The 26,062-nt window shown below is 59.3% G+C and carries 24 protein-coding genes and 1 rRNA gene; 15 read left to right on the top strand and 10 right to left on the bottom strand.

Annotated elements, in window-relative coordinates; translation table 11 throughout:
- The first annotated feature begins 2 nt into the window (after positions 1–2).
- The 5 genes from E4T63_RS25410 to trpE all read left to right on the top strand — a co-directional run bounded on the left by E4T63_RS25410 (position 3) and on the right by trpE (position 5,376).
- The gene (locus tag E4T63_RS25410) at positions 3–827 is read left to right on the top strand and encodes an ABC transporter permease (protein ID WP_041070101.1); all 825 of its coding nucleotides are present in this window, start codon (positions 3–5) and stop codon (positions 825–827) included.
- A 277-nt stretch (positions 828–1,104) separates the two neighbouring features.
- The gene (locus E4T63_RS25405) at positions 1,105–2,253 is read left to right on the top strand and encodes an iron-containing alcohol dehydrogenase (RefSeq protein ID WP_135296676.1); all 1,149 of its coding nucleotides are present in this window, start codon (positions 1,105–1,107) and stop codon (positions 2,251–2,253) included.
- 80 nt (positions 2,254–2,333) lie between these two features.
- Positions 2,334–3,008, top strand: a complete 675-nt coding sequence (rpe, locus tag E4T63_RS25400) for a ribulose-phosphate 3-epimerase (RefSeq protein ID WP_003228808.1) — start codon at positions 2,334–2,336, stop codon at positions 3,006–3,008.
- A complete protein-coding gene (locus tag E4T63_RS25395; RefSeq protein WP_095137402.1) occupies positions 3,005–3,823 on the top strand; it encodes a phosphoglycolate phosphatase in 819 nt (272 codons plus the stop codon). The genes rpe and E4T63_RS25395 overlap by 4 nt, the downstream gene beginning before the upstream one ends.
- Positions 3,824–3,894: 71 nt before the next feature.
- A complete protein-coding gene (trpE, locus tag E4T63_RS25390) occupies positions 3,895–5,376 on the top strand; it encodes an anthranilate synthase component I (RefSeq protein ID WP_098965895.1) in 1,482 nt (493 codons plus the stop codon).
- Positions 5,377–5,549: 173 nt separating this feature from the next.
- Here trpE and estP read toward each other — a convergent pair whose 3' ends face one another.
- A complete protein-coding gene (estP, locus tag E4T63_RS25380) occupies positions 5,550–7,460 on the bottom strand; it encodes an esterase EstP (protein ID WP_134787463.1) in 1,911 nt (636 codons plus the stop codon).
- 407 nt (positions 7,461–7,867) lie between these two features.
- On the opposite strand from estP, the gene E4T63_RS25375 reads away from it, so the two are divergent.
- From E4T63_RS25375 to E4T63_RS25360, 4 genes are all read left to right on the top strand, one after another.
- A complete protein-coding gene (locus E4T63_RS25375) occupies positions 7,868–8,461 on the top strand; it encodes an aminodeoxychorismate/anthranilate synthase component II (RefSeq protein WP_047596412.1) in 594 nt (197 codons plus the stop codon).
- 9 nt (positions 8,462–8,470) lie between these two features.
- Complete coding sequence (gene trpD / locus E4T63_RS25370; protein WP_135296675.1) at positions 8,471–9,520, top strand: anthranilate phosphoribosyltransferase; 1,050 nt, start codon at positions 8,471–8,473, stop codon at positions 9,518–9,520.
- Positions 9,517–10,353 carry an indole-3-glycerol phosphate synthase TrpC gene (gene trpC / locus E4T63_RS25365; protein WP_097089157.1) on the top strand — a complete coding sequence of 279 codons (837 nt, stop codon included), beginning with the start codon at positions 9,517–9,519 and terminating at the stop codon, positions 10,351–10,353. Before trpD ends, trpC begins: the two co-directional genes overlap by 4 nt.
- A 137-nt stretch (positions 10,354–10,490) precedes the next feature.
- Positions 10,491–11,192, top strand: a complete 702-nt coding sequence (locus E4T63_RS25360; protein WP_098965890.1) for a lipoate--protein ligase family protein — start codon at positions 10,491–10,493, stop codon at positions 11,190–11,192.
- 10 nt (positions 11,193–11,202) lie between these two features.
- On the opposite strand, the gene crp is transcribed toward E4T63_RS25360, so the two are convergent.
- A complete protein-coding gene (gene crp / locus E4T63_RS25355; protein WP_007966430.1) occupies positions 11,203–11,847 on the bottom strand; it encodes a cAMP-activated global transcriptional regulator CRP in 645 nt (214 codons plus the stop codon).
- Between the two features lie 239 nt (positions 11,848–12,086).
- Here crp and E4T63_RS25350 point away from each other — a divergent pair, with 239 nt between their 5' ends.
- Together E4T63_RS25350 and speD are read left to right on the top strand one after the other, a co-directional pair.
- Positions 12,087–12,509 carry an OsmC family protein gene (locus E4T63_RS25350; protein WP_003228794.1) on the top strand — a complete coding sequence of 141 codons (423 nt, stop codon included), beginning with the start codon at positions 12,087–12,089 and terminating at the stop codon, positions 12,507–12,509.
- Positions 12,510–12,746: 237 nt separating this feature from the next.
- Positions 12,747–13,541: an adenosylmethionine decarboxylase gene (gene speD, locus E4T63_RS25345; RefSeq protein ID WP_027610737.1), complete on the top strand. Its 795-nt coding sequence runs from the start codon at positions 12,747–12,749 to the stop codon at positions 13,539–13,541.
- A 116-nt stretch (positions 13,542–13,657) separates the two neighbouring features.
- Here speD and coq7 read toward each other — a convergent pair whose 3' ends face one another.
- The 6 genes from coq7 to hemJ form a co-directional block, all read right to left on the bottom strand.
- Positions 13,658–14,305 carry a 2-polyprenyl-3-methyl-6-methoxy-1,4-benzoquinone monooxygenase gene (coq7, locus tag E4T63_RS25340; RefSeq protein WP_027610738.1) on the bottom strand — a complete coding sequence of 216 codons (648 nt, stop codon included), beginning with the start codon at positions 14,303–14,305 and terminating at the stop codon, positions 13,658–13,660.
- 197 nt (positions 14,306–14,502) lie between these two features.
- Positions 14,503–14,841, bottom strand: coding sequence for a histidine triad nucleotide-binding protein (locus tag E4T63_RS25335; protein WP_003228789.1), 339 nt, complete (start codon positions 14,839–14,841; stop codon positions 14,503–14,505).
- Between the two features lie 80 nt (positions 14,842–14,921).
- The gene (locus tag E4T63_RS25330; RefSeq protein WP_027610739.1) at positions 14,922–15,710 is read right to left on the bottom strand and encodes an SDR family NAD(P)-dependent oxidoreductase; all 789 of its coding nucleotides are present in this window, start codon (positions 15,708–15,710) and stop codon (positions 14,922–14,924) included.
- Positions 15,711–15,771: 61 nt separating this feature from the next.
- Complete coding sequence (locus tag E4T63_RS25325) at positions 15,772–16,719, bottom strand: DUF805 domain-containing protein (RefSeq protein ID WP_135296674.1); 948 nt, start codon at positions 16,717–16,719, stop codon at positions 15,772–15,774.
- A gap of 79 nt (positions 16,720–16,798) precedes the next feature.
- Positions 16,799–17,767, bottom strand: a complete 969-nt coding sequence (locus tag E4T63_RS25320) for an NAD(P)H-dependent flavin oxidoreductase (RefSeq protein WP_135296673.1) — start codon at positions 17,765–17,767, stop codon at positions 16,799–16,801.
- A 34-nt stretch (positions 17,768–17,801) separates the two neighbouring features.
- The gene (hemJ, locus tag E4T63_RS25315) at positions 17,802–18,230 is read right to left on the bottom strand and encodes a protoporphyrinogen oxidase HemJ (RefSeq protein WP_098965883.1); all 429 of its coding nucleotides are present in this window, start codon (positions 18,228–18,230) and stop codon (positions 17,802–17,804) included.
- A gap of 134 nt (positions 18,231–18,364) precedes the next feature.
- On the opposite strand from hemJ, the gene argC reads away from it, so the two are divergent.
- Positions 18,365–19,399 carry an N-acetyl-gamma-glutamyl-phosphate reductase gene (gene argC / locus E4T63_RS25310; RefSeq protein WP_007966420.1) on the top strand — a complete coding sequence of 345 codons (1,035 nt, stop codon included), beginning with the start codon at positions 18,365–18,367 and terminating at the stop codon, positions 19,397–19,399.
- 168 nt (positions 19,400–19,567) lie between these two features.
- Positions 19,568–19,918, top strand: a complete 351-nt coding sequence (gene erpA, locus E4T63_RS25305; RefSeq protein ID WP_003228776.1) for an iron-sulfur cluster insertion protein ErpA — start codon at positions 19,568–19,570, stop codon at positions 19,916–19,918.
- 75 nt (positions 19,919–19,993) lie between these two features.
- Here erpA and E4T63_RS25300 read toward each other — a convergent pair whose 3' ends face one another.
- The gene (locus E4T63_RS25300; protein WP_135296672.1) at positions 19,994–21,085 is read right to left on the bottom strand and encodes an anhydro-N-acetylmuramic acid kinase; all 1,092 of its coding nucleotides are present in this window, start codon (positions 21,083–21,085) and stop codon (positions 19,994–19,996) included.
- 3 nt (positions 21,086–21,088) lie between these two features.
- Positions 21,089–22,513 (bottom strand): peptidoglycan DD-metalloendopeptidase family protein, encoded by a 1,425-nt coding sequence (locus E4T63_RS25295; RefSeq protein WP_135296671.1) that lies wholly within the window; start codon positions 22,511–22,513, stop codon positions 21,089–21,091.
- 212 nt (positions 22,514–22,725) lie between these two features.
- On the opposite strand from E4T63_RS25295, the gene tyrS reads away from it, so the two are divergent.
- Together tyrS and E4T63_RS25275 are read left to right on the top strand one after the other, a co-directional pair.
- Complete coding sequence (tyrS, locus tag E4T63_RS25285) at positions 22,726–23,925, top strand: tyrosine--tRNA ligase (protein ID WP_098965875.1); 1,200 nt, start codon at positions 22,726–22,728, stop codon at positions 23,923–23,925.
- 552 nt (positions 23,926–24,477) lie between these two features.
- Positions 24,478–26,014 (top strand): 16S ribosomal RNA (locus E4T63_RS25275).
- Positions 26,015–26,062 lie beyond the last annotated feature (48 nt).

Genomic DNA, 26,062 nt, shown 5'->3' with positions numbered 1-26,062 from the left:
AAATGCTGAGTCCTTACATGTCGCCCATCGAACGGGTGTGGTTCTACAGCTTGCGGATCCTCTGCGGCCTGATCCTGCTGTTCCTGATTCTGCCGGTGCTGGTCATCGTGCCGCTGTCGTTCAACTCGGGCAGTTTCCTGGTGTATCCGCTGCAGGGCTTTTCCCTGCATTGGTACCAGGACTTCTTCGCCTCGGCGGAATGGATGCGTTCGCTGAAGAACAGCATCATCGTCGCCCCCGCGGCGACCGTGCTGGCGATGGTCTTCGGTACGCTGGCCGCGATCGGCCTGACCCGTGGCGACTTCCCCGGCAAGGCGTTGGTGATGGCGCTGGTGATTTCGCCGATGGTGGTGCCGGTGGTGATCATTGGTGTGGCGAGTTATCTGTTCTTCGCACCGCTGGGACTGGGCAATAGCTTCTTCTCGTTGATCGTGGTGCACGCGGTGCTCGGTGTGCCGTTCGTGATCATCACCGTGTCGGCGACGTTGCAGGGGTTCAACCACAATCTGGTGCGGGCGGCGGCCAGCCTTGGCGCTTCGCCATTGACCACGTTCCGTCGGGTGACTCTGCCGTTAATTGCGCCGGGGGTGATTTCCGGGGCGCTGTTTGCCTTTGCCACTTCGTTCGATGAAGTGGTGGTGACGCTGTTCCTCGCCGGCCCCGAGCAAGCGACCTTGCCACGGCAGATGTTCAGCGGGATCCGCGAGAACCTCAGCCCGACGATTGCGGCGGCGGCCACCTTGCTGATCGCTTTTTCGGTGATTTTGTTACTGACGCTGGAATGGCTGCGTGGCCGTAGCGAGAAACTGCGTACCGCGCAGGTCTGACGCCCAGATCAAAAGCCACCCCCTCACCCCAGCCCTCTCCCCCAAGGGGGCGAGGGGGGAAGGGAGCAGATCTTCATGCTGTTCAGAATCTGAGTTCGACTCGGTATTGCACGTCGATGGACTTCGAGAGTGCAGCTCGGTCAGTCCCCTCTCCCTCCGGGAGAGGGTTAGGGTGAGGGGCTTTTGCTCTTGATTATTCACCAACTGAATACCAGACAACCCCAAACCCTCAGCTACGCTTGTGCTCAGCTCCCACATCTATAAGAGGCTGCGCACGATGAGTCTGTCCCAGTTCAAAATCGCTCACAAACTGATCACCGGCGCCGGGGCCATCGAGCAACTGGCCGCCGAACTCACCCGCCTCGATATCGACAACCCGCTGATTGTCACCGACGCCGCGCTGGTCAAGTCCGGCACCGTGGAGCTGGCGCTGTGCCAATTGGGCGGGCGCGAGTACGAGATCTTCGACCGGGTGCTACCGGACCCGGAAATCGCCATCGTCGAAGATTGCATGCGCGTGTATCGCGAGGGCGGGCATGACGGCTTGATCGGCCTGGGCGGCGGCAGTGCCATCGACATCGCCAAGAGCGTTGCCGCGTACGCCGGCTATCACGGCGCGCTGGAAGACCTGTTCGGCGTCGATCAGGTGCCGCGCAAAGGCCCGCCGCTGATCGCCATCCCGACCACCGCCGGCACCGGCTCGGAAGTGACCAACGTCGCCATCCTCTCCGACAAGGTCGCGCAACTGAAGAAAGGCATCGTCAGCGACTACCTGTTGCCGGACGTGGCGCTGGTCAGCCCGCAAATGACCCTGACCTGCCCGCGCAGCGTCACCGCCGCCAGTGGTGTTGATGCGCTGGTGCATGCCATCGAATCCTATCTGTCGGTCAACGCTTCGCCGATCACCGATTCGCTGGCGCTCGGCGCAATCAGGTTGATTGCCAAGTCGCTGCCCAAGGCCTATGCCAATGGCGCCAATCTGCAGGCCCGTGAGGACATGGCCACCGCCAGCCTGATGGCCGGGATGGCGTTCGGCAATGCCGGAGTCGGCGCGGTGCATGCGTTGGCCTATCCGTTGGGCGGGCGCTTCAACATCGCCCATGGCGTCAGTAACGCGTTGTTGCTGCCGTATGTCATGACCTGGAACAAGATGGCCTGCGTCGAGCGCATGCAGGATATCGCCGAAGCCATGGGGGTGAAGACCGTTCATCTGAGCGTCACCGAGGCGGCGGACAAAGCCGTGCAGGCGATGACCGACCTGTGCGCTGCGGTGGAAATTCCTGGCGGGCTGCGCAGTTTCGGTGTGCCGGAAGAGGCGATCCCGGCCATGGCCGTGGAGGCCGCGGGAATCGAGCGTTTGATGCGCAACAACCCGCGCAAGCTCAGCGCTGCGGATATCGAGAAGATCTACCGAGCGGCGTACTGATCATCGCGGTCACGGTGCGCGCACGGAAACTTGAGGTATACAATGCGCGCCATCGTGATTTAGCTCAGAAAAGGTGCGTCATGCAGCCCTTCGTAATTGCTCCGTCGATTCTCTCCGCCGACTTCGCCCGCCTCGGCGAGGAAGTGGACAACGTTCTGGCCGCCGGTGCCGACTTCGTCCACTTCGATGTCATGGACAACCACTACGTGCCGAACCTGACCATCGGCCCGATGGTTTGCGCGGCACTGCGCAAGTACGGCATCACCGCGCCGATCGACGCGCACCTGATGGTCAGCCCGGTGGATCGCATCGTTGGCGACTTCATCGAGGCCGGCGCGACCTACATCACTTTCCACCCGGAAGCCACGCTGCACGTCGATCGTTCGCTGCAACTGATCCGTGAAGGCGGCTGCAAATCCGGCTTGGTGTTCAACCCGGCGACCCCGCTGGACGTGCTCAAGTACGTGATCGACAAGGTCGACATGGTCTTGCTGATGAGCGTCAACCCGGGCTTCGGCGGGCAGAAGTTCATTCCTGGCACCCTCGACAAACTGCGCGAAGCGCGGGCGATCATCGATGCCTCGGGCCGCGACATTCGTCTGGAAATCGACGGCGGCGTCAACGTCAACAACATCCGTGAAATCGCGGCCGCTGGCGCTGACACCTTTGTGGCCGGTTCGGCGATCTTCAATGCACCGAACTATCAGGAAGTCATCGACAAGATGCGTTCCGAACTGGCGCTGGCGCGCCCATGAGCGGTTTTGAGCAGCTGTTCCCGGGGCAACTGCCACGGTTGGTGATGTTCGATCTGGATGGCACGTTGATCGACTCGGTTCCCGACCTGGCGGCGGCGGTGGACACCATGCTGCTCTCCCTCGGCCGCAAGCCTGCCGGTATCGAGGCGGTACGCGAGTGGGTCGGCAATGGCGCACCGGTGCTGGTGCGCCGGGCGCTGGCCGGTGGCATCGATCATTCGGCGGTGGATGACGTCGAGGCCGAGCACGCGCTGGAAGTGTTCATGGAGGCCTATGGCGCCAGTCATGAGCTGACCGTGGTCTATCCCGGCGTACGCGACACTCTCAAATGGCTGCACAAACAGGGCGTGGCCATGGCATTGATCACCAACAAGCCGGAGCGTTTTGTCGCGCCGCTGCTGGATCAGATGAAGATCGGCCGCTACTTCAAGTGGATCATCGGTGGCGATACGCTACCGCAAAAGAAACCCGACCCGGCGGCACTGTTCTTCGTGATGAAAATGGCCAACATCCCGGCCTCGCAATCGCTGTTCGTCGGCGATTCGCGCAGCGACGTGCTGGCGGCGAAAGCGGCGGGGGTCAAGTGCGTGGCGCTGAGCTACGGCTACAACCACGGTCGACCGATTGCCGAGGAATCCCCGGCACTGGTGATCGACGATCTGCGCAAGCTAATTCCCGGTTGCCTCGGTACAGCCGCTGAGATAACGTTGCCCGACGCTGCTCAATCCCATTCTGGAAACGCCATCGTGGTGGTCACCCGCAAACTCTGGATGAAAGTCATCAAGGCCCTGGCCCGCTGGCGTTGGCGCGCCTGACTGATGCCTGGCCGGCTTGCCGGCGCGTTTGCACACCTGACTGATTTGCCCCTCACACCACGAGGCACCCCATGATCCGCGAAGAATTCCTGCGCCTGGCCGCTGACGGCTACAACCGCATTCCGTTGGCCTGCGAAACCCTGGCCGACTTCGACACCCCGCTGTCGATCTACCTGAAACTGGCCGACCAGCCAAACTCCTACCTGCTCGAATCGGTGCAGGGCGGCGAGAAATGGGGTCGTTACTCGATCATCGGCCTGCCGTGCCGCACTGTGCTGCGGGTGCACGACCATCACGTGAGCATCACCGTCGATGGCGTCGAGACCGAAAGCCATGACGTCGAAGACCCGCTGGCTTTCGTCGAAACCTTCAAGGCCCGCTACAACGTGCCGACCATCGCCGGTCTGCCGCGTTTCAATGGGGGGCTGGTCGGCTACTTCGGTTACGACTGCGTGCGCTATGTCGAGAAACGTCTGGGCAAATGCCCGAACCCGGATCCACTGGGCGTGCCGGACATTCTGCTGATGGTTTCCGATGCCGTGGTGGTGTTCGACAACCTCGCCGGCAAGATGCACGCGATTGTTCTGGCCGACCCGGCGCAAGCCGATGCTTACGAGCAAGGCCAGGCGCAATTGCAGGCACTGCTGGAGAAACTGCGCCAGCCGATCACCCCGCGCCGTGGCCTGGATTTCAGCAAGCAACAAGCGGCTGATCCGCTGTTTCGCTCCAGTTTCACCCAGAGCGACTACGAAAAAGCCGTCGACACCATCAAGGAGTACATCCTCGCGGGCGATTGCATGCAGGTCGTGCCGTCGCAGCGCATGTCGATCGACTTCAAGGCGGCGCCGATCGATCTGTATCGTGCCCTGCGTTGCTTCAACCCGACGCCGTACATGTACTTCTTCAACTTCGGCGACTTCCACGTCGTCGGCAGTTCGCCGGAAGTGCTGGTGCGGGTCGAAGACAATTTGATCACCGTGCGCCCGATTGCCGGCACTCGTCCACGCGGAGCCACCGAAGAGGCGGATCTGGCGCTGGAAGAGGATCTGCTGTCGGACGACAAGGAGATCGCCGAGCACTTGATGCTGATCGATCTGGGTCGTAACGACACTGGCCGGGTTTCGGAAATCGGTTCGGTGAAGCTCACCGAGAAAATGGTCATCGAGCGTTATTCCAACGTGATGCACATCGTCTCCAACGTCACCGGCCAGTTGAAGGCCGGGCTGACCGCGATGGACGCGCTGCGGGCGATTCTGCCGGCGGGCACCTTGTCCGGCGCGCCGAAGATCCGTGCGATGGAAATCATCGACGAACTGGAGCCGGTCAAGCGTGGCGTATATGGCGGTGCGGTCGGTTACTTCGCCTGGAACGGCAACATGGACACCGCGATTGCGATTCGTACCGCGGTGATCAAAAACGGCGAACTGCACGTGCAGGCCGGTGGCGGTATTGTTGCCGACTCGGTGCCGGCGCTGGAATGGGAAGAAACCCTGAACAAACGCCGCGCGATGTTCCGCGCCGTGGCCCTGGCTGAGCAGACTCCGGAAAGCTGAGTCCACACAATCCCCCTGTGGGAGCGGGCTTGCTCGCGAATACGGGCTGGCATTCAAAATGGATGTCGGCTGATACACCGCTTTCGCGAGCAAGCCCGCTCCCACATTGTGTTGTGATCAGCCATAAAAAAACGCGGCGCCTGTGAGGGCGCCGCGTTTTTTATGCCAGCAGATCAGAAATCGAGACTGACCCCGACGTTCACCCCCTGCTGGGTAAAGTCATCATCCTTGCGCACGTTGTAGCTGGCGCGCAACGCCAAATCCTGCGTGAGCTTATGGCTCACGCCCAGGTTCAGGCGATTGAGGTTGGTCTGCGGCTCGTAGCCTTCGAGCGTGAAACGGTTGCCCGGCAGGCTGTTGAGGTTGATGGTCAGATCCTGGCGGTCGTCGTTGTACTCACGTTCGTGAGCGAACTCACCGAACACTTCAGTCTGCGCGGTGATCTGGTACTTGCCCTGGATACCCACGCCCAGACGCCGCGAGTTGCGCGACTGGTCATCGAAGGTCAGCGCTGTGGAATCCGCGCCTTTTTCCGAGTAGCCATCGACTTCGGTCTTGCCAAAGTCGGCGCTGACGAACGGCGACAGGTGCCACGGGCTGCTGGCCTGCTGCGCGATGTCGTAGCCGAGGCGGCCGCTGATCGCCAGCACGTAACCGTCGGTATCGCCTTTCTCTCCGCGCTCGTTGACCCCAAGCTGGAATTTACGCTTGAGGCTGTCGTAGTCGAGTTTGCCGGCGGTCATCGCCAGATCGCCCCACCAGCGGTTTTGCTGATACTGGGCGAACGCGGTGCCCATGTAGGAGTTGAGTTTGTATTCCGAGTCGGCGTCGCCGGCTTCGAGTTTCTGGTTATAGAAACCTGCGGCCAAACCGACGCGCCAGGCTTCGTTGACGCGATAGCTGCCGCCGATGTTCAGGTTGTAGCCGTTGCCGTCGGCACTGGCGGCGCTGTGTTGGCCGTCGAAGTCCTGATGTTGACCGCCGCCGGCAACGATGGCGCGCCATTGGCCCACGGCTTGCCAGTTTTCCCAATCGGCCAGCCATTGATTGCGCAGTTCATCCTGATGCGCGCGCAACGAACCCTGGGCCATTTCCGGCAGCAGGGTCAGCTCCCAAGGGGCGGCGAGCAGCGAGTAGGCGTAGTCGGCAATCAAGCGCTGGCCGGCTTCGGTCGGGTGCACTGCGTCGTTGTAGATCAGCTTGGTCGGATCCGGCGTAGCGCTGTTGATGCCGTATCGGGCGTTCTCGGTGCAACTGTTGCCGCTGAAGCAGGTGGCCGTCAGGTTCTGGTCGGTCGCGAGGCCGAACTGCGCCGGGTTGGCGAACGCTTCTTTGAGCAGCACCGGGATGTTCAGCGGGATGATTTCGGCGTTGATGCCCTGCAACTGCTTGACCAGCTCGGTGTTGAACTGGGCGCTGAGCTGCGAGGTGAAACCCTGCAGCGGCGAGCCGTTGATGGCCGGGGTCAGGCCGATGTCCGGCAGCAGCCAGACCATGATGTATTTGGCGCCGGCGCCTTGCAGCGTGCGGGCGCTGTCGGCCAGGCGATCGGCTGCGGCGCTGGCCTGATCGAGACTGAGTACGCGGCCTTGAAGGAAATCGTTGCCGCCCCCCGACAGGTAATACAGCGCGTTCGGGTCGGCACGGAAGCCGTTCGACGGCAGGTAACCGCTGCGGGTGCGTTCGCCGGTGGCGGACTGGGTGGTGATCGAGTCGAGGATCTGGTCGGTACGGTAACCGCCCACCGCCCAGTTGTTGCCATCGGCCAGACCTTCACCGGCGCGCACGGCCGAGGACGAGGAGGCGGTCTGGTCGGGGTTGAAACCGAGTTTGCCGCCGATGATCTGGGTGGCGTTGAGGTCACGGTTTTCTCCGGTACCGTCCTTGTACAGCGGACCGGTGCGGTTGGTGTAGCGCTGCGTGGCGCCGGCCGGGCCGCCGCTGTCCTTGAAGGTCCCGGCATCGTTCAGGCTGTCGCCGAAGACGATGAAGTTAGAGTAGGGCGCGGGTGCTGCGTACGCCTGGGCGCAAGCCATGGCGAGCAGGCAACCGGCGAGCGGTACAAACAACGTCTGTTTGATCATGAGCAAGTCCGTTTATTTATTGTTGTAGGTGAACGAAACGACAGTACCAAAAACTCCCGGCGTTTTGCCATCGGTCGCGAAGCCTCCCTTAGTTTTGTCCCCCGTCAGCCCCGCCATATTGCACGCTCCGTCCAGCTAAGTTACTGTGCCGGAACGTATGAACGAGACCTTCCCCGTGTTGATCGTCAGCAAACTTCTGGATCAAGTCATCAAGGCACACGCCCGTTGGCGTTGGCGCGCCTGAATCTTTTCTGCCGGCCCGGCCGGATCTGTATCGCTTTGCCTTCCTTGCCCGTTTGAAATGCCGCTGTGCCGACGCCACCTGCGCGTCCGACATCGTGCAGCGCCCTGCGGGCAAGTCATTCGAAGGCTGTCTTCAAGTCAGAATTCAAGAGGTTCGAAACGCCATGTTGCTGATGATCGACAACTACGACTCCTTTACTTACAACGTTGTGCAGTACCTCGGCGAGCTGGGTGCCGAGGTCAAAGTCGTGCGCAACGACGAACTGACCGTCGCCGAAATCGAAGCGCTCAACCCCGAGCGCATCGTGGTCTCGCCAGGCCCGTGCACGCCGACCGAAGCCGGCATTTCCATCGAAGCCATCAAGCATTTCGCCGGCAAACTGCCGATCCTCGGCGTCTGCCTCGGCCATCAATCGATTGGCCAAGCGTTCGGCGGCGATGTCGTGCGTGCCCGTCAGGTGATGCACGGTAAGACTAGCCCGGTATTCCATGAGGACAAGGGCGTTTTCGCCGGTCTGAATCATCCGCTGACGGTTACCCGCTACCACTCGCTGATCGTCAAGCACGATACTTTGCCCGAGTGCCTTGAGCTGACCGCGTGGACGCAGCACGATGATGGTTCAGTCGACGAAATCATGGGCCTGCGGCACAAGACCCTGAACATTGAGGGCGTACAGTTCCACCCTGAGTCGATCCTGACCGAGCAGGGCCATGAACTGTTTGCCAACTTCCTCAAACAAACCGGCGGCACGCGCTAAGGACTTCCCATGAATATCAAGACAGCCCTGAGCCGTATCGTCGAACACCTCGACCTCAGCACCGAAGAAATGCGCGACGTGATGCGCGAAATCATGACCGGTCAATGCACCGAGGCGCAGATCGGCGCATTCATGATGGCCATGCGCATGAAGAGCGAGAGCATCGATGAAATCGTCGGCGCCGTTTCGGTGATGCGTGAGCTGGCCGATCAGGTCGAACTCAAGACCCTCGACGGCGTGGTCGATGTGGTCGGCACTGGCGGTGACGGTGCGAACATTTTCAACGTGTCGACGGCGTCCGCGTTTGTCGTCGCGGCAGCCGGTTGTACCGTGGCCAAGCACGGCAACCGCGCGGTATCGGGCAAGAGCGGCAGCGCCGACTTGCTCGAAGCAGCCGGCATCTACCTGAACCTGACGCCGGTACAGGTCGCCCGTTGCATCGACAACGTCGGCATCGGTTTCATGTTTGCCCAGACTCATCACAAAGCCATGAAGTACGCCGCTGGCCCGCGTCGCGATCTCGGCCTGCGTACGCTGTTCAACATGCTCGGCCCGCTTACGAATCCGGCCGGTGTCAAACATCAGGTGGTGGGCGTGTTTACGCCCGCGCTGTGCCGGCCATTGGCCGAAGTCTTGCAGCGCCTGGGCAGCAAGCACGTACTGGTGGTGCATTCGAAGGACGGTCTGGACGAGTTCAGTCTCGCCGCGCCGACCTTCGTCGCTGAACTGAAGAACAACGAAATCACCGAATATTGGGTCGAGCCGGAAGATCTGGGCATGAAGAGCCAGAGCCTGCACGGCCTCTCGGTCGAAGGCCCGGAAGCGTCGTTGGCGCTGATTCGCGATGCGCTGGGCAAGCGCAAGACCGAGAACGGCCAGAAAGCTGCCGAAATGATTGTGCTCAATGCCGGTGCGGCGCTGTACGCGGCTGACCTGTCGACCAGTCTCAAAGAAGGCGTGGCACTTGCGCACGATGCTCTGCACACCGGTCTTGCTCGGGAAAAACTCGAGGAGTTGGGTGCCTTTACCGCGGTATTCAAAGTGGAGAATGAGGGATGAGTGTACCGACGGTTCTGGAAAACATTCTGGCGCGCAAAGTCCAGGAAGTCGCCGAGCGTAGCGCTCGCGTCAGCCTGAGCGAGCTGGAAAGTCTGGCCAAGGCGGCCGATGCACCCCGTGGTTTTGCCCAGGCATTGCTGGCGCAGGCCAAGAAGAAGCAACCGGCGGTGATCGCCGAAATCAAAAAGGCTTCGCCGAGCAAAGGCGTGATCCGCGAGAACTTCGTGCCTGCCGACATTGCCAAGAGCTACGAGAAGGGCGGTGCGACCTGTCTGTCCGTACTGACTGATATCGACTACTTCCAGGGCGCCGATGCCTACCTGCAACAGGCCCGCGCCGCGTGCAAATTGCCGGTGATCCGCAAGGACTTCATGATCGATCCGTACCAGATCGTCGAAGCCCGCGCGCTGGGCGCCGACTGCGTGCTGTTGATCGTCTCCGCACTGGACGACGTGAAAATGGCTGAGCTGGCCTCGGTGGCCAAAGGCGTGGGTCTCGATGTGCTGGTGGAAGTGCACGATGGCGATGAGCTGGAACGCGCACTGAAAACCCTCGACACGCCGCTGGTCGGGGTCAACAACCGCAACCTGCACACCTTCGACGTCAGCCTGGAAACCACCCTCGACCTGCTGCCGCGCATCCCGCGCGACCGTATGGTGATTACCGAGAGCGGCATCCTCAACCGTGCCGATGTCGAGTTGATGGAAATCAGCGACGTTTATGCGTTCCTGGTGGGCGAAGCGTTCATGCGCGCGGAAAGCCCGGGCACCGAACTGCAGCGCCTGTTCTTCCCGGAGCGTGGCGTTCCGGTCAGTGGTTCGACTCTCGACTGATTGCCGTTAGACCGAGTCGACCCCTTCGCGAGCAAGCCCGCTCCCACATTTGGAATGCATTTCCCCCTGTGGGAGCGGGCTTGCTCGCGAAAGGGCCTTCAAATTTCCCGAAGATTTACGATCTGCCGGAGTTCTCCATGTCGCTGCCAACCCCCCTGACCATCGAAGCCGGCCTCAAGGCCGAGCAAGACCTGTTGGCCTCGATCTGCGCCGGCGACGCCGAATTCGGCCTGCTGTTCTGGCAACCGAGCGATTGCGCTCTGGTCATGCCGCGCCGGCTCAATCGTCTGCCCGGTTTTGACCACGCCTGTGAAGTCTCCGCTGCTGCCGGCTGGCCAGTCTTGCTGCGGGAAACCGGCGGTGAACCGGTCCCGCAATCCGCTTCAACCATCAACATCGCATTGGTTTACGCCCCGCCCCGCAGCGAGGGCGATCTGAACCGCATCGAAACCGGTTACCGGCGCCTGTGTGATCCGATCTGTGAATTGCTCGATGAGTTGGGTGGTGTGTCGTCGTTGGGCGAAATCGACGGCGCGTTCTGCGACGGTCGTTTCAACGTCAATCTCGACGGCCGCAAGATGGTCGGCACCGCTCAGCGCTGGCGCCAGAGTCAGGGCGGGCAGCGTCCGGTGGGGCTGGTGCACGGGGCGATGCTGATGGATAACGAGCGCGAGTCGATGGTTGCAGCGGTCAATCGCTTCAACGAGGCTTGCGGTCTGGAGCAGCGGGTGCGCGCCGAAAGCCACATCGCCCTGCATGAGAAGTTCGTCGCGCCAACGGCTTTGGCGCGTCTGGATGAGCTGTTTCGTCTGATGCTGGCGCAGGTCTACAGCGCCTGATTTTGTGCGCTTAGCGCGTGCCGAAGACCACCATGGTCTTGCCTTTCACATCGACCAGGTTGCGTTCTTCAAGATCCTTGAGCACGCGACCGACCATCTCCCGCGAACAACCGACAATCCGGCCGATTTCCTGACGGGTCACCTTGATCTGCATGCCGTCCGGGTGGGTCATCGCGTCGGGCTGCTTACACAGCTCCAGCAGGCAGCGGGCCACGCGACCGGTAACGTCGAAGAACGCCAGGTCGCCGACCTTGCGCGTGGTATTGCGCAGACGTTGGGCGATTTGTCCGCTGAGGACGTAAAGAATGTCTGGATCCTGCTGCGACAGTTCGCGGAACTTCACGTAGCTGATTTCGGCGATTTCGCATTCGACCTTGGCCCGCACCCATGCGCTGCGTTGCTGTTCCTGGCCTGCCTGTTCGAACAGACCCAGCTCGCCGAAGAAGTCCCCGGCGTTGAGGTAGGCGATGATCATTTCGCGGCCGTCGTCATCTTCGATCAAGATGGTGACCGAACCTTTGATGATGAAGTACAGCGTGTCCGAGCGATCGCCGGCGCAGATGATGTTGCTCTTGGCCGCATGGCGACGGCGCTGGCAATGCATCAACAGCTTGTCGAGGTTCTTGATTTTGGGTGTGGGGGTAATAGCAACCATGGTTGTATCCCGAAAAGACTGCACGGTGATGTTTGATTTTTTTATGAGGCGTTGAAGGCGGTCGCTACACAGGCTGACAATTGGCGCCAGCGAATTGGCGCCAGCTTACCAGACACTTCGTCGAAAATTCGAGAAATTACCTACGCAGCTGAGGCATCCGTCCTAGGAACGCCGGGCGCTGCCAGAGCAAAGGCCTGTGCTAAGCTGGCGACCCTTTTTTCTACAGTGGAGTCTTGGCGATGAAGGCACGCATCCAATGGGCTGGCGAAGCCATGTTCCTCGGCGAATCCGGTAGCGGACATGTTGTGGTCATGGACGGACCGCCGGACGCCGGTGGTCGTAATCTGGGTGTTCGCCCGATGGAAATGCTCCTGCTGGGCGTTGGCGGTTGCAGCAACTTCGACGTGGTCAGCATCCTGAAGAAGTCGCGTCAGGCGGTTGAAAGCTGCGAAGCGTTCCTCGAAGCCGAGCGCGCGACCGAAGATCCGAAGGTGTTCACCAAGATCCACATGCACTTCGTGGTCAAGGGCCGTGGCCTGAAAGAAGCCCAGGTCAAGCGCGCCATCGAACTGTCTGCCGAGAAGTATTGCTCGGCCTCGATCATGCTCGGCGCGGCCGGCGTGGCGATCACTCACGATTATGAAATCGTCGAGCTCGGTTGAATCGACATTCAACTATCATAAAAGCAGTGCAGACTCTGGCGATCCCTCGCTGACGTCTGCATAATGCGCCACTTTTTTCAGGGCAGTGATCGGTCAACCGACGGATCGTCCGCCTGAACAGATAACCAAAATCGCCATCGCGAAGAGGTGTTAACCGTCCTACGCAGGTGCGTTGTTCGCACTTGACGGGCATGCTTGATCACGCGGCTGCGCCGCATACATAGAGAGTTTTTAACGGTGAAAAGCAAACTCAAGCTCCACGGGTTCAATAACCTGACAAAGACCTTGAGCTTCAACATCTATGACATCTGCTACGCGGAAACCCCGCAAGACCAGCAGGCTTACGTCGAGTACATCAATCAAGAGTACAACGCCGAACGCCTGACGCAGATCCTCACGGAAGTTGTCGAAATCATTGGTGCCAACATTCTGAACATCGCGAGTCAGAACTATGAGCCTCAGGGTGCCAGCGTCACGATTCTGATCTCGGAAGAGCCGGTGACCCCGACTGACAGCCAGATCGAAGAGTCCCCGGGTCCATTGCCCGAAATCATCCTTGCCCACCTCGACAAGAGTCACATCACGGTGCATACCTATCCGGAAATCCATCCGGACGCCGGTATTGCGACGTTCCGTGTGGACATCGACGTGTCGACCTGTGGTGTCATTTCACCGCTTAAAGCGCTCAACTTCCTCATTCACCAGTTCGATTCGGACATCGTGACTGTGGATTACCGTGTGCGCGGCTTCACCCGTGACGTTGAAGGCAACAAGCACTTCATCGACCACGAGATCAACTCGATCCAGAACTACCTTTCCGAAGACACTCGCGACGCGTACCAGATGACCGACGTGAACGTGTACCAGGAAAACCTGTTCCACACCAAAATGCTGCTGAAGAACTTCGAACTGGATAACTACCTGTTCGGCGACGCCACCAGCAACCTGTCCTCCGAGCAGCGTGCTCAGGTGACCGAGCGTGTGAAACACGAAATGCTGGAAATCTTCTACGCGCGCAACATGCCGGCGTAAGATTCCCGGGCACAAAAAAGGCGACTACCGTGCGGTAGTCGCCTTTTTTATTACCGAAACAGAACCCTGTGGGAGCGAGCTTGCTCGCGAAGGGGCCCTGCCAGACAACACTGAAGTCAGATCCTGTAGGTACTCTTGGTCATCACCTTCGCCAACAGACTCATCCCGAACTTCACCGGCGCCGGAAAACGGAAACCACCCGCATCCAGTGCACTCTCCGCGTGATGCTCTTCATCAATGCGCATCTGTTCCAGAATCGCCCGGGACTTTTCGTCCTCGGCCGGCAATTGTTCCAGGTGCTCGTTCAAGTGTTTGCACACCTGATGCTCGGTGGCCGCGACGAAGCCAAGGCTGACCTTGTCACTGATCAGACCAGCTACAGCGCCGATGCCGAACGACATTCCATAGAACAGCGGATTGAGCACGCTGGTATGGCTGCCCAGTTGATGGATGCGCTGTTCGCACCACACCAGGTGATCGATTTCTTCTTCGGCGGCGTGCTCCATGGCAGCACGCACCTGCGGCAACTTGGCGGTCAGCGCCTGCCCCTGATACAGCGCCTGGGCGCAGACTTCACCGGTGTGGTTGATGCGCATCAGGCCGGCGACGTGGCGGGTGTCTTCATCGCTCATCTGCACATCCGGCTGCACGATGGCAGGCGACGGACGGTACGGCTGGCCGCTGAAAGGCAGCAGGGTACGCATCGCGGCATCGGCTTGCAGCAGAAGACGGTCAATCGGCGAGTAGTGACGTTGGGTAGTCATGCTGACCTCCGGGAAAAATCTCGACCGCCAGTTTAACCGAATCGGCCGGGGAAGGTTTGCGCTGGGTCATTTGCCACGCGGTCATGCTTTTGGTGGGAGCGGGCTTGCTCGCGAAGGCGTCGGCACCTTCAGAATATCAATGTCAGACACTCCGCTTTCGCGAGCAAGCCCGCTCCTACAGGGGCGGATGCAGTGAATCAGCCCGGCGGCCAGTTCATCTGGCGCTGACCAAGTACGTGCATATGAATGTGATAGACGGTCTGGCCACCTTTTTCATTGCAGTTCATCACCACCCGGAAGCCTTCCTCGCAGCCCAGCTCCAGCGCCAGACGCTGGGCAGTGAACAGAATGTGCCCGGCCAGTGCCTTGTCGTCTTCGGTCAGGTCGTTGAGGGTGCGCACCGGTTTCTTCGGGATCACCAGAAAATGCACCGGTGCCTGAGGGGCGATGTCGTGGAACGCCAGAACCTGGTCGTCCTCGTAAATGATCTTGGCCGGGATCTCCCGGTTGATGATCTTGGTGAACAGAGTATCCACTGCTGTTTTCTCCGTTGTGGGGGCTGGCCTGAGTGTACTCATGGGAAATGACCGCGCCCAGTGTTTTGCCGTAGGACAGTTCAGCGCGGACAGTAAGCCTTGTTGACCATGCCGACGATGGTGCGATTGAGCCAGCGCGAGCCGAGGCGTGGCAGGAAGGCCAGCCAGCGGTTGCGTCGTCCCGGAATGATGATGGCGCGGTTTTTCTCCAGTGCACGCACGGTGTACAGCGCGACTTCCTCGGGACTCATCAGCAGTTTGCTGTCCTTGAGTTTGTCGCTGTTGAGCTGCGCGGTGCGGAAGAATGCGGTGCGGGTCGGGCCGGGGCAAAGTACCGAGACTTTGACCGCGCTCTGTTTCAGTTCAACCCGCAGCGCTTCGGAGAAGTGCAATACGTAAGCCTTGCTGGCGTAGTAAGTGCTCATCCACGGGCCGGGATTGAACGCCGCCACCGAGGCGACGTTGAGGATCTGTCCGCCGCCCTGCAGCGCCATGCTGTTGCCAATGGCGTGGCACAGGCGGGTGAGGGCGAGGATGTTGACTTCGATCAGGTCCTGCTCGGTCATCCAGTCCTGGGCGAGGAACGGGCCGCAGGTGCCGATGCCGGCGCAATTGACCAGCAGATCGATCTGCCGGTCGCCTTCTTCCAGTTCCAGCAGGAAGCCGGACAAGCGCAATGGCTCGCCGAGGTCGCAGGCGCGGAACAACACCTCCACGCCAAAGCGCTGGGTCAGTTCGATCGCGATACTTTCCAGCTGATCACGCTGGCGGGCCACCAGAATCAGGCTGCGACCGCGCCGGGCCAGCGCTTCGGCCATGGCCAGGCCGATGCCGCTGGAGGCGCCGGTGATCAGAGCGTAACGGGTCATGCAATTCTCCATCGCAACAGCTCCGCGCCAGCGACGCAGGTGTCACGGCGGGGAGCGTTGTTCATTCTTTCGCAGAGTCTACAGGGGCCGGGGCCGCTTCGGCTGCATCGTCCACGGAATTCGCCGGTTCAGTCTCGACCTCGACTTCATCGGTGGTGACCGAGCCGCTTTCATAGCTGCTCTCGAGGTTGCTTTCGTATTCCTGCTGAATGGCCGAGATGCCGCCCAGCATGCCGCCGGCAAATACCAGTGCAAAGAACACGATCCACAGCGAGCACAACACCTTGACCGCGGTGCTGTTGGGTGGCGGTGGCGGGCCGTAACGGTTGGCGCCGGTGTTGCCCGGCACGACCATGATCACCAGCGGGAAGAAGCTGCCCACGAACGGCACCAGGTTCAGCAGCCAGAGCCAGCCGGACCAGCCGATATCGTGCAGGCGCTGTACGCTGAACAGAATGCTGACAATGATGAAGCCGAGGAACAGGAAGAACGCGAATATCCCGCCAATGATCAGGCCGGTGGTGGAGTCGCCACTGACCAGTCCGAGAGCGAGCAGGGCGAATATGCCCACGATCGGCAGGGTCACCAGGCTCAGTACCATCGTCCAGGCTAGAAACCGCAGGCGACCGATCCGGCCTTCGACGCTGAAGGGCTTGAGCACTGCGAATGCTGGTAGGTTTTCGCCGACATTGGCCCGAGGTGGCGCATAGGGTGATGCGGGTTCGTTGAAAGTCGCCGGTTGTTCATGCACGTCCGACAGACTCAGTTCGATCGCCGTTTCGCTTTCGATCCGTGCATCGATCCCGGTCTTGCTCAGTGCTTGCAGATAAGTCTGCGCATCGCTGTGGGTCAGGTCGCGTTTGAGGGCGACGGTGCTGCCGTTGAACAGGCGCTCGATGGCGGCAACATCGCTTTTGAACAGGGCCGCCAGATTGGGCTTGGCGGTGGTGAGATCGACGCCGGGCTGCAGAGCACCGTCGAAAACGATCTTGTAACGAGGTTCGCTCATGGTCGGGGCATCCTTGTCGCGAATCAATTGAAAGTCAGCAAGTGTAAGGCCAGTCGGTCGATCACTGGCCTGATTTTTCTCAGCGCGGCCAGCGTTTGGGCAATTGCGCCGCGCGTTCCTGCGCCTGACGATATTCCGCGTCGAGCCGGGCGATCAACTGGTCGACGCTCGGCAGGTCGTCGATCTGGCCCACGCCCTGGCCGGCCGACCACACGGTCTTCCAGGCCTTGGCTTCATCGTTGATCGGTTTGAGCTTGTCACCGAAATTGACCTCGCCCTTGCCTTGCAGCGCGGCCATGTCGAAACCCGCCGCCTCCAGGCTTTGACGCATGAAGCTGGCCGGTACTCCGGAGACTGCAGGAGTATGAATGATGTCCGCCGCCTTGGCCGTCAGCAGCATGTCCTTATAGGCGTCAGGCGCATGACTTTCGGTGGTGCCGATAAATCGCGTACCGAAGTAGGCCAAATCCGCGCCGAGCAGCTGTGCGGCCAAAATCTCATGGCCGTGGTTAAGACATCCGGCAAGCAACAGGGTTTTATCGAAGAATTCACGGATCTCGGCGATCAGTGCAAACGGACTCCAGGTGCCGGCATGGCCGCCGGCGCCCGCCGCGACGGCGATCAAGCCGTCGACTCCGGCTTCGGCGGCTTTCTCGGCATGCCGGCGCGTGGTCACGTCGTGGAACACCAGTCCACCATAGCTGTGCACGGCATCGACCAGTTCCTTCACTGCGCCGAGGCTGGTGATGACAATCGGCACCTTGTGCTCGACGCAGATGTTCAGATCCGCCTGCAGGCGTGGATTGCTGTTGTGCACGATCAGGTTCACTGCATACGGCGCCGGGTTGTCCAGTGTCGCCAGGCCCGCTTCAATCTGCTCCAGCCAGGCCTTGAAGCCGCTGCTTTCACGCTGGTTCAGCGCCGGGAAGCTGCCAACCACGCCGTTACGGCAGCAGGCGAGCACCAGCTCCGGGTTGGAGATCAGGAACATCGGCGCCGCCACTACCGGCAAGCGCAGACGTTGTTCGAGCAGAGCGGGCAACGACATTGGAAATCCCCCGAGGTGTGATGCTGTTATGAAGTTAGAACGGCTTGACCACGACCAGAATTACGATAGCCAGCAATATCAGAACCGGCACTTCATTGAACCAGCGATAAAAGACATGGCTGCGGGTGTTCTCGCCACGGGCGAAGCGTTTTACCTGCGCGCCGCACATGTGGTGGTAGCCGATCAGCAGCACCACCAGGGTCAGCTTGGCGTGAATCCAGCCGCCCATGCTGAAGATGCCCGGATTGAGGTAGATGAGCCAGCCGCCGAAAATCAGCGTGGCGATCATCGCCGGGCCCATGATGCCGCGATACAGCTTGCGCTCCATGACGCTGAAGCGTTCCTTGCTGATCGCGTCTTCACTTTGCGCGTGATAAACGAACAGCCGGGGCAGATAGAACAGCCCGGCAAACCAGCACACGACACTGACGATGTGAAACGCTTTGATCCACAGATAGAGCATTTTGGTTATTCCCAGGTTCACGGTAGCCGGGATAGTAGAGGCTCGAGCGTCCGCACGTCACCTTGATGGTTGTCGCAGGGGCGCGCGGCCCCTATTATCGACGGCTTTCCAGTGGGTTCGTTGAGGGCAGGTTTATGGTCAAGGTCGGTATCGTCGGCGGCACGGGTTACACCGGTGTCGAACTGCTGCGTCTGTTGGCACAGCATCCGCAGGCAGAAGTGGTGGTGATCACTTCCCGATCCGAGGCCGGTCTGGCCGTGGCTGACATGTACCCGAACCTGCGCGGCCACTACGACGGTCTGGCGTTCAGCGTGCCGGACATCAAAACCCTGGGTGCGTGCGACGTTGTGTTTTTCGCCACACCGCACGGCGTTGCCCATGCGTTGGCCGGTGAACTGCTGGCTGCGGGCACCAAGGTTATCGACCTGTCCGCGGACTTCCGTCTGCAGGACGCTGAAGAATGGGCCAAGTGGTACGGCCAGCCACACGGTGCGCCGGCGTTGCTGGACGAGGCGGTCTACGGCCTGCCGGAAGTCAATCGCGAGCAGATCAAGAAGGCGCGTCTGATCGCCGTTCCCGGCTGCTATCCAACCGCTACGCAGTTGGGTTTCCTGCCGCTGCTTGAGGCGGGTCTGGCTGACACTTCGCGTCTGATCGCTGACTGCAAATCCGGCGTCAGCGGTGCCGGTCGCGGCGCGTCTGTAGGCTCGCTGTACTCCGAGACGTCGGAAAGCATGAAGGCTTATGCGGTGAAAGGTCACCGTCATCTGCCGGAAATTCGCCAGGGTCTGCGTCGCGCTGCCGGTAAGGATGTCGGTCTGACCTTCGTCCCGCACCTGACCCCGATGATTCGTGGCATTCATTCCACGCTCTACGCGACCGTGGTTGATCGTTCGGTGGATCTGCAGGCACTGTTCGAAAAGCGTTATGCCAACGAGCCGTTCGTCGACGTGATGCCGGCCGGCAGCCATCCGGAAACCCGCAGCGTGCGTGGCGCAAACGTCTGCCGCATCGCTGTACATCGTCCGCAGGATGGTGATCTGGTGGTGGTGCTGTCGGTGATCGACAACCTGGTCAAAGGCGCGTCGGGTCAGGCGGTGCAGAACATGAACATTCTGTTCGGCCTGGATGAGCGCTTCGGCCTCTCCCACGCCGGTATGCTGCCGTAACACGTTCGGCAACACAGCAAAAAGGCCCGTCAAACGGGCCTTTTTGCATTCTGGGCAGTTGGTCGGGTTTATTGATATACCGTAACAATAGTTGACCGATTTTCTAGGACAAGCGGATAATGCGCGTCATCACGCATTATGGCGGCGTAACGCCGGGAGATAGTCAGCATGAGCGTCGAATCCTTCACCCCCACGGCTTTGCAATTCACCCAAGGTGCTGCGCACAAGGTGAAGAGCCTGGTCGATGAAGAGGGGAATGATCGCTTGAAGCTGCGCGTATTCGTTACGGGCGGCGGTTGTTCAGGGTTTCAGTACGGCTTCACCTTCGATGAGGATGTGGCCGAGGACGACACCATCGTCGAGCGCGAAGGCGTGAGTCTGGTGGTCGATCCGATGAGTTTCCAGTACCTGGCGGGTGCCGAAGTGGACTATCAGGAAGGTCTGGAAGGTTCGCGCTTCGTGATCAAGAACCCGAACGCCACCACGACCTGTGGTTGCGGCTCTTCGTTCTCGATCTGATCGCACCCCGCTGCGCACAACAAAACGCCGCAGAGCCTTACGGTTCTGCGGCGTTTTTTGTTGCTGGCGTTTTATTCAGTTGGGATAGATGGCGCCGAGTACCCGCAGGCCTTTGGCGCCGGTGACGCTCGGGCGATTGGCGGCAATGCCTTCGAGGCAGCAATGGGCTAGCCAGGCGAAGGCCATTGCCTCGACCCAGTCCGGATCGACGCCGTGAGTGGCGGTGCTGGCGACGGTGGCGTTAGGCAGCAGGTCGGCAAGGCGTTTCATCAGCGTAGCGTTGTGAGCGCCGCCGCCGCAGACCAACATTTCCCGCGTATCGGATTGAGCGCTTTGCAGCGACTCGACGATGGTCTGCGCCGTCAGTTCGAGCAGCGTTGCCTGAACGTTTTCAGCAGCGAAGCTCGGCAAACTTGAGAGGTGGTGCTCCAGCCACGGCAGGTTGAACACTTCCCGGCCAGTGCTCTTCGGGCCTTTGGTCACGAAGAACGGGTCGCCGAGCAGAGCTTTCAGCAAGACTGGCTCGACCGTGCCGGTGGCTGCCCACTGGCCGTTGCGATCATAGTTCTCGCCGCGTTGCTGATGAATCCAGGCATCCATCAGCACATTCCCAGGGCCGCAGTCGAAACCGGCTACAGGCCTGGTCGGTTCTATCAGACTGAGATTGCTGAAACCGCCGACATTCAGGACTGCGCGGTTACCGTTACGCTCTTCGAACAAAGCCTCATGGAAGGCTGGTACCAGCGGGGCACCCTGACCGCCAGCAGCCACATCGCGGCTGCGGAAGTCGCTGACCACGGTAATGCCGGTCAGCTCGGTCAGGAGTGCGGGATTGCCGATTTGCACAGTGAAGCCACGAGCAGGCTCATGACGAATGGTCTGGCCATGGCTGCCGATTGCACGAATGGCCTCAGGCTTTAGTTGCTGCTGATCGAGGAGGGTATGGATGCCCTGTGCCGCGAGTTTGACCCAGTGCTGCTGGGCGATCGCCGAGCGGGCAATCTCGTCGGGGCCGCTGGCGCACAAGCCAAGCAGCTCGGCGCGCAGGGTTTCAGGCATGGGGATGTAATGCGTGGCGATCAGTTTGATCGCCGAGGTCTGCTCGATCAGGGCGATGTCCAGCCCATCGAGACTGGTGCCGGACATCACGCCGATATAAAGAGCCATGGCTTAGCGCTTGCTCGAAGCCAGCATGGTGGCCTTCTCTTGATCCATGCGCGCCATCAGCGGCTGGCTCTGCGCAAGGAAACGTGCGCGCTCGGACTTGGCGATCGGATCTGCCATCGGCAGCTTCTGGCCCAGCGGGTCGACGTGAACGCCGTTGACCTGGAACTCATAGTGCAAGTGCGGTCCAGTGGACAGGCCGGTGGTACCAATGTAACCGATCACTTGGCCCTGCTTGACGCTGCCGCCGGTTTTCACGCCTTTGGCGAAGCCTTGCATGTGGCCATACAGCGTGCGGTAGGTGTTGCCGTGCTGGATGATCACCGTGTTGCCGTAGCCACCGCGGCGACCAGCCAGCAGCACTTTACCGTCACCGGCAGCCTTGATTGGCGTACCGCGTGGCGCTGCGTAATCGACGCCTTTGTGGGCGCGGATCTTGTTGAGGATCGGGTGTTTGCGGCCCATGGAGAATTTCGAACTGATGCGGGCGAAGTCCACCGGGGTACGGATGAACGCCTTACGCATGCTGTTGCCATCAGCGGTGTAATAGCTGCTGTTGCCTTGTTTGTTGGTGTAACGCACGGCGGTGTAGGTCTTGCCGCGGTTGGTGAAGCGTGCAGACAGAATCGGGCCGGTGCCCACTGCCTTGCCGTTGACCACTTTCTGCTCGTAGATCACGTCGAATTCGTCACCTTGACGGATGTCCTGAGCGAAGTCGACGTCGTAGCCGAAGACGCTGGCCATATCCATGGTCAGGCTATGGGACAGGCCTGCACGGGCAGCGGATTGTGACAGGGAGCTATTGATCACGCCGTGCACGTAAGCCGTGCGAACGGTCGGCTTGGCTGTTACGCGGTTGAATGCGTAGCCCTTGTCATTCTTGGTCAGGGTAATGGTTTCGACGTCGCTTACCTTGCTGTGCAGGCTGGTCAGTTGGCCTTCCGGGTTCAATTCGAACTCCAGCTTCTGGCCGTGCTTGAGCTGGCTGAACTGTTTGGCTTGTTTGTCGCTGGCCAGCACTTCGTGCACAGCAGCGGCTGGCAGACCGACTTTCTCGAACAATGTAGAGAGCGTATCGCCTTTGGAGACGACGACTTCGCGGTGCCCCGGGGCTTTTGATTTCTCTGCAGCCGGAGCTGGGGCAGGTGCGGCTTCAGCGGTTTTCGGGGTTTCTTCGGTGCTGTTTTCGATCTGGGCGAAAGGTGAGACTGCTGGCTCATTTGTGGCTTGAATCGCGTCAGCAGCGTCTTGATCTTGTGTCAGTTGTTCAGCAGGACTTTCCAGTTCCAGGCTCAGGGTCGTCTTTTTTGCTTCAACATCACTGGAAGGAAATACCAGGAGCGCCAGGCTGAGAAGGGCGGCGATTCCACTTGCGGCAAGCAGGTGGGTCTTCGGGTAAAGCGGTGGCGCTTTAGACGGTTCAGTGGTCATAAGTAATTTTGACTTTGAAAAAAGATGAATTGGAAAAGATGAATGACATGATGAAGATGAAATAACTGTATAAAATATAACCAAATCATCCCCGAAGCAAGTCTACAGACACCCTGTCTGCAGATTGGTGTCCGTGCGCCGGGCAAAACTTGTAATTGGTGCACGATCTTGTATGGTTGGTTCCCTTTGAATCTGAGCCTTGCGGGTCTGTTATGAAGTCGGTTGAAGAGCAGCTAGCGCTGATTAAACGTGGTGCGGAAGAACTATTGGTCGAGTCCGAGCTGATCGAGAAGCTCAAGCGCGGCCAGCCGCTGCGTATCAAGGCTGGTTTCGATCCAACCGCCCCGGATCTGCACTTGGGTCACACCGTGCTTATTAATAAGCTGCGCCAGTTCCAGGAATTGGGGCATCAGGTGATCTTCCTGATTGGTGACTTCACCGGGATGATCGGTGATCCAAGCGGCAAGAGCGCTACGCGTCCTCCTTTGACTCGCGAGCAGGTTTTGGAAAACGCCGAGACCTACAAGTCTCAGGTGTTCAAGATTCTGGATCCGGCGAAAACCGAAGTTGCGTTCAACTCCACCTGGATGGATCAGATGGGGCCGGCGGACTTTATTCGTCTGACTTCGCAATACACTGTCGCACGTATGCTTGAGCGTGATGACTTCGATAAGCGTTACACCACCAATCAGCCGATCGCTATTCATGAGTTCCTCTATCCGCTGGTTCAGGGTTATGACTCGGTTGCTCTGCGCGCGGATGTCGAACTGGGCGGTACCGATCAGAAGTTCAACTTGCTGATGGGGCGTGAGCTGCAGCGTGGTTATGGTCAGGAAGCTCAGTGCATTCTGACCATGCCGTTGCTCGAGGGCCTGGATGGCGTGAAGAAGATGTCCAAGTCGTTGGGCAACTACGTGGGTATCCAGGAAGCGCCAGGTGTGATGTACGGCAAGCTGGTTTCGATTCCGGATGCGCTGATGTGGCGTTACTTTGAGCTGCTCAGCTTCCGTTCGATGGATGAGATCGATGCCTTCCGTGCGGATGTAGAGGCAGGGGCTAACCCGCGCGATATCAAGATCAAGCTGGCAGAAGAGATTGTCGCGCGCTTCCACGGTGAGGAGGCTGCCGCCAATGCGCATCGCGCTGCTGGTAACCGTATGAAGGATGGTGAGCTGCCGGATGATCTGCCGGAGATCGAACTGGTCTCTGCTGAAGATATGCCGATTGCGGCCGTCCTTAATAAGGCAGGGCTGGTGAAGAACTCGGCGGCTGCGCGTGATTTGTTGGCTTCCGGTGGTGTGCGTGTGGATGGTGAGGTGGTTGATCGCTCCTTTATATATGTGCTGGGCGCGACCCACGTTTGCCAGGCGGGCAAGAAGGCATTTGCACGCATCACGTTGAAATCTGAATAAAGTTGGATTTAGGGGTTGACGGCGAATTTTAGAAGTCTATAATTCGCCCCACTTCCGGCGCAGTCGAAACGGAAAACTCCTTGAGATTCAACGAGTTACGCAGTTTTCGGCAGCGGCTTGCTTCAGTTCATCGAAGCCTGGAAGGAGTTGAAAGAGCGGTGATGTTTGGCTCTTTTGACGGTTCGATCTTCTCGGTCGAAAGCGGAGAAAGCAGGTGTTGACAGCAGCGTGTAACGCTGTAGAATTCGCCTCCCGCTAACGAGAGATCGGAAGCGCAAGTGGTTGAAGTTGTTGAAGAAAACTTCGAAAATTTCTGAAAATAATCACTTGACAGCAAATGAGGCTGCTGTAGAATGCGCGCCTCGGTTGAGATGAAAGATCTTAACCAACCGCTCTTTAACAACTGAATCAAGCAATTCGTGTGGGTGCTTGTGGAGTCAGACTGATAGTCAACAAGATTATCAGCATCACAAGTTACTCCGCGAGAAATCAAAGATGTAACCAACGATTGCTGAGCCAAGTTTAGGGTTTCTTAAAAACCCAAAGATGTTTGAACTGAAGAGTTTGATCATGGCTCAGATTGAACGCTGGCGGCAGGCCTAACACATGCAAGTCGAGCGGATGAAAGGAGCTTGCTCCTGGATTCAGCGGCGGACGGGTGAGTAATGCCTAGGAATCTGCCTGGTAGTGGGGGACAACGTTTCGAAAGGAACGCTAATACCGCATACGTCCTACGGGAGAAAGCAGGGGACCTTCGGGCCTTGCGCTATCAGATGAGCCTAGGTCGGATTAGCTAGTTGGTGAGGTAATGGCTCACCAAGGCGACGATCCGTAACTGGTCTGAGAGGATGATCAGTCACACTGGAACTGAGACACGGTCCAGACTCCTACGGGAGGCAGCAGTGGGGAATATTGGACAATGGGCGAAAGCCTGATCCAGCCATGCCGCGTGTGTGAAGAAGGTCTTCGGATTGTAAAGCACTTTAAGTTGGGAGGAAGGGTTGTAGATTAATACTCTGCAATTTTGACGTTACCGACAGAATAAGCACCGGCTAACTCTGTGCCAGCAGCCGCGGTAATACAGAGGGTGCAAGCGTTAATCGGAATTACTGGGCGTAAAGCGCGCGTAGGTGGTTTGTTAAGTTGGATGTGAAATCCCCGGGCTCAACCTGGGAACTGCATCCAAAACTGGCAAGCTAGAGTATGGTAGAGGGTGGTGGAATTTCCTGTGTAGCGGTGAAATGCGTAGATATAGGAAGGAACACCAGTGGCGAAGGCGACCACCTGGACTGATACTGACACTGAGGTGCGAAAGCGTGGGGAGCAAACAGGATTAGATACCCTGGTAGTCCACGCCGTAAACGATGTCAACTAGCCGTTGGGAGCCTTGAGCTCTTAGTGGCGCAGCTAACGCATTAAGTTGACCGCCTGGGGAGTACGGCCGCAAGGTTAAAACTCAAATGAATTGACGGGGGCCCGCACAAGCGGTGGAGCATGTGGTTTAATTCGAAGCAACGCGAAGAACCTTACCAGGCCTTGACATCCAATGAACTTTCCAGAGATGGATTGGTGCCTTCGGGAACATTGAGACAGGTGCTGCATGGCTGTCGTCAGCTCGTGTCGTGAGATGTTGGGTTAAGTCCCGTAACGAGCGCAACCCTTGTCCTTAGTTACCAGCACGTAATGGTGGGCACTCTAAGGAGACTGCCGGTGACAAACCGGAGGAAGGTGGGGATGACGTCAAGTCATCATGGCCCTTACGGCCTGGGCTACACACGTGCTACAATGGTCGGTACAGAGGGTTGCCAAGCCGCGAGGTGGAGCTAATCCCACAAAACCGATCGTAGTCCGGATCGCAGTCTGCAACTCGACTGCGTGAAGTCGGAATCGCTAGTAATCGCGAATCAGAATGTCGCGGTGAATACGTTCCCGGGCCTTGTACACACCGCCCGTCACACCATGGGAGTGGGTTGCACCAGAAGTAGCTAGTCTAACCTTCGGGAGGACGGTTACCACGGTGTGATTCATGACTGGGGTGAAGTCGTAACAAGGTAGCCGTAGGGGAACCTGCGGCTGGATCACCTCCTTAATCGACGACATCAGCTGCTCCATAAGTTCCCACACGAATTGCTTGATT

It is taken from the genome of Pseudomonas fluorescens, from assembly GCF_004683905.1.
In the GTDB taxonomy this organism is placed as follows: Bacteria; Pseudomonadota; Gammaproteobacteria; order Pseudomonadales; family Pseudomonadaceae; genus Aquipseudomonas; species Aquipseudomonas putida_A.
The sequence above is the reverse complement of the archived record's forward strand: the minus strand, read 5'-3'. Positions and strand labels throughout refer to the sequence as shown.

Coding starts and splice junctions, on each gene's coding strand:
- coq7 (WP_027610738.1), bottom strand. CDS start 14,305: ATGACTACCCAACGTCACTACTCGCCGATTGACCGTCTTCTGCTGCAA.
- E4T63_RS25410 (WP_041070101.1), top strand. CDS start 3: ATGCTGAGTCCTTACATGTCGCCCATCGAACGGGTGTGGTTCTACAGC.
- rpe (WP_003228808.1), top strand. CDS start 2,334: ATGCAGCCCTTCGTAATTGCTCCGTCGATTCTCTCCGCCGACTTCGCC.
- E4T63_RS25330 (WP_027610739.1), bottom strand. CDS start 15,710: ATGACCCGTTACGCTCTGATCACCGGCGCCTCCAGCGGCATCGGCCTG.
- erpA (WP_003228776.1), top strand. CDS start 19,568: ATGAGCGTCGAATCCTTCACCCCCACGGCTTTGCAATTCACCCAAGGT.
- crp (WP_007966430.1), bottom strand. CDS start 11,847: ATGGTTGCTATTACCCCCACACCCAAAATCAAGAACCTCGACAAGCTG.
- E4T63_RS25360 (WP_098965890.1), top strand. CDS start 10,491: ATGTCGCTGCCAACCCCCCTGACCATCGAAGCCGGCCTCAAGGCCGAG.
- estP (WP_134787463.1), bottom strand. CDS start 7,460: ATGATCAAACAGACGTTGTTTGTACCGCTCGCCGGTTGCCTGCTCGCC.
- E4T63_RS25350 (WP_003228794.1), top strand. CDS start 12,087: ATGAAGGCACGCATCCAATGGGCTGGCGAAGCCATGTTCCTCGGCGAA.
- E4T63_RS25405 (WP_135296676.1), top strand. CDS start 1,105: ATGAGTCTGTCCCAGTTCAAAATCGCTCACAAACTGATCACCGGCGCC.
- E4T63_RS25300 (WP_135296672.1), bottom strand. CDS start 21,085: ATGGCTCTTTATATCGGCGTGATGTCCGGCACCAGTCTCGATGGGCTG.
- E4T63_RS25320 (WP_135296673.1), bottom strand. CDS start 17,767: ATGTCGTTGCCCGCTCTGCTCGAACAACGTCTGCGCTTGCCGGTAGTG.
- trpE (WP_098965895.1), top strand. CDS start 3,895: ATGATCCGCGAAGAATTCCTGCGCCTGGCCGCTGACGGCTACAACCGC.
- E4T63_RS25325 (WP_135296674.1), bottom strand. CDS start 16,719: ATGAGCGAACCTCGTTACAAGATCGTTTTCGACGGTGCTCTGCAGCCC.
- E4T63_RS25395 (WP_095137402.1), top strand. CDS start 3,005: ATGAGCGGTTTTGAGCAGCTGTTCCCGGGGCAACTGCCACGGTTGGTG.
- hemJ (WP_098965883.1), bottom strand. CDS start 18,230: ATGCTCTATCTGTGGATCAAAGCGTTTCACATCGTCAGTGTCGTGTGC.
- tyrS (WP_098965875.1), top strand. CDS start 22,726: ATGAAGTCGGTTGAAGAGCAGCTAGCGCTGATTAAACGTGGTGCGGAA.
- E4T63_RS25295 (WP_135296671.1), bottom strand. CDS start 22,513: ATGACCACTGAACCGTCTAAAGCGCCACCGCTTTACCCGAAGACCCAC.
- argC (WP_007966420.1), top strand. CDS start 18,365: ATGGTCAAGGTCGGTATCGTCGGCGGCACGGGTTACACCGGTGTCGAA.
- trpC (WP_097089157.1), top strand. CDS start 9,517: ATGAGTGTACCGACGGTTCTGGAAAACATTCTGGCGCGCAAAGTCCAG.
- E4T63_RS25375 (WP_047596412.1), top strand. CDS start 7,868: ATGTTGCTGATGATCGACAACTACGACTCCTTTACTTACAACGTTGTG.
- trpD (WP_135296675.1), top strand. CDS start 8,471: ATGAATATCAAGACAGCCCTGAGCCGTATCGTCGAACACCTCGACCTC.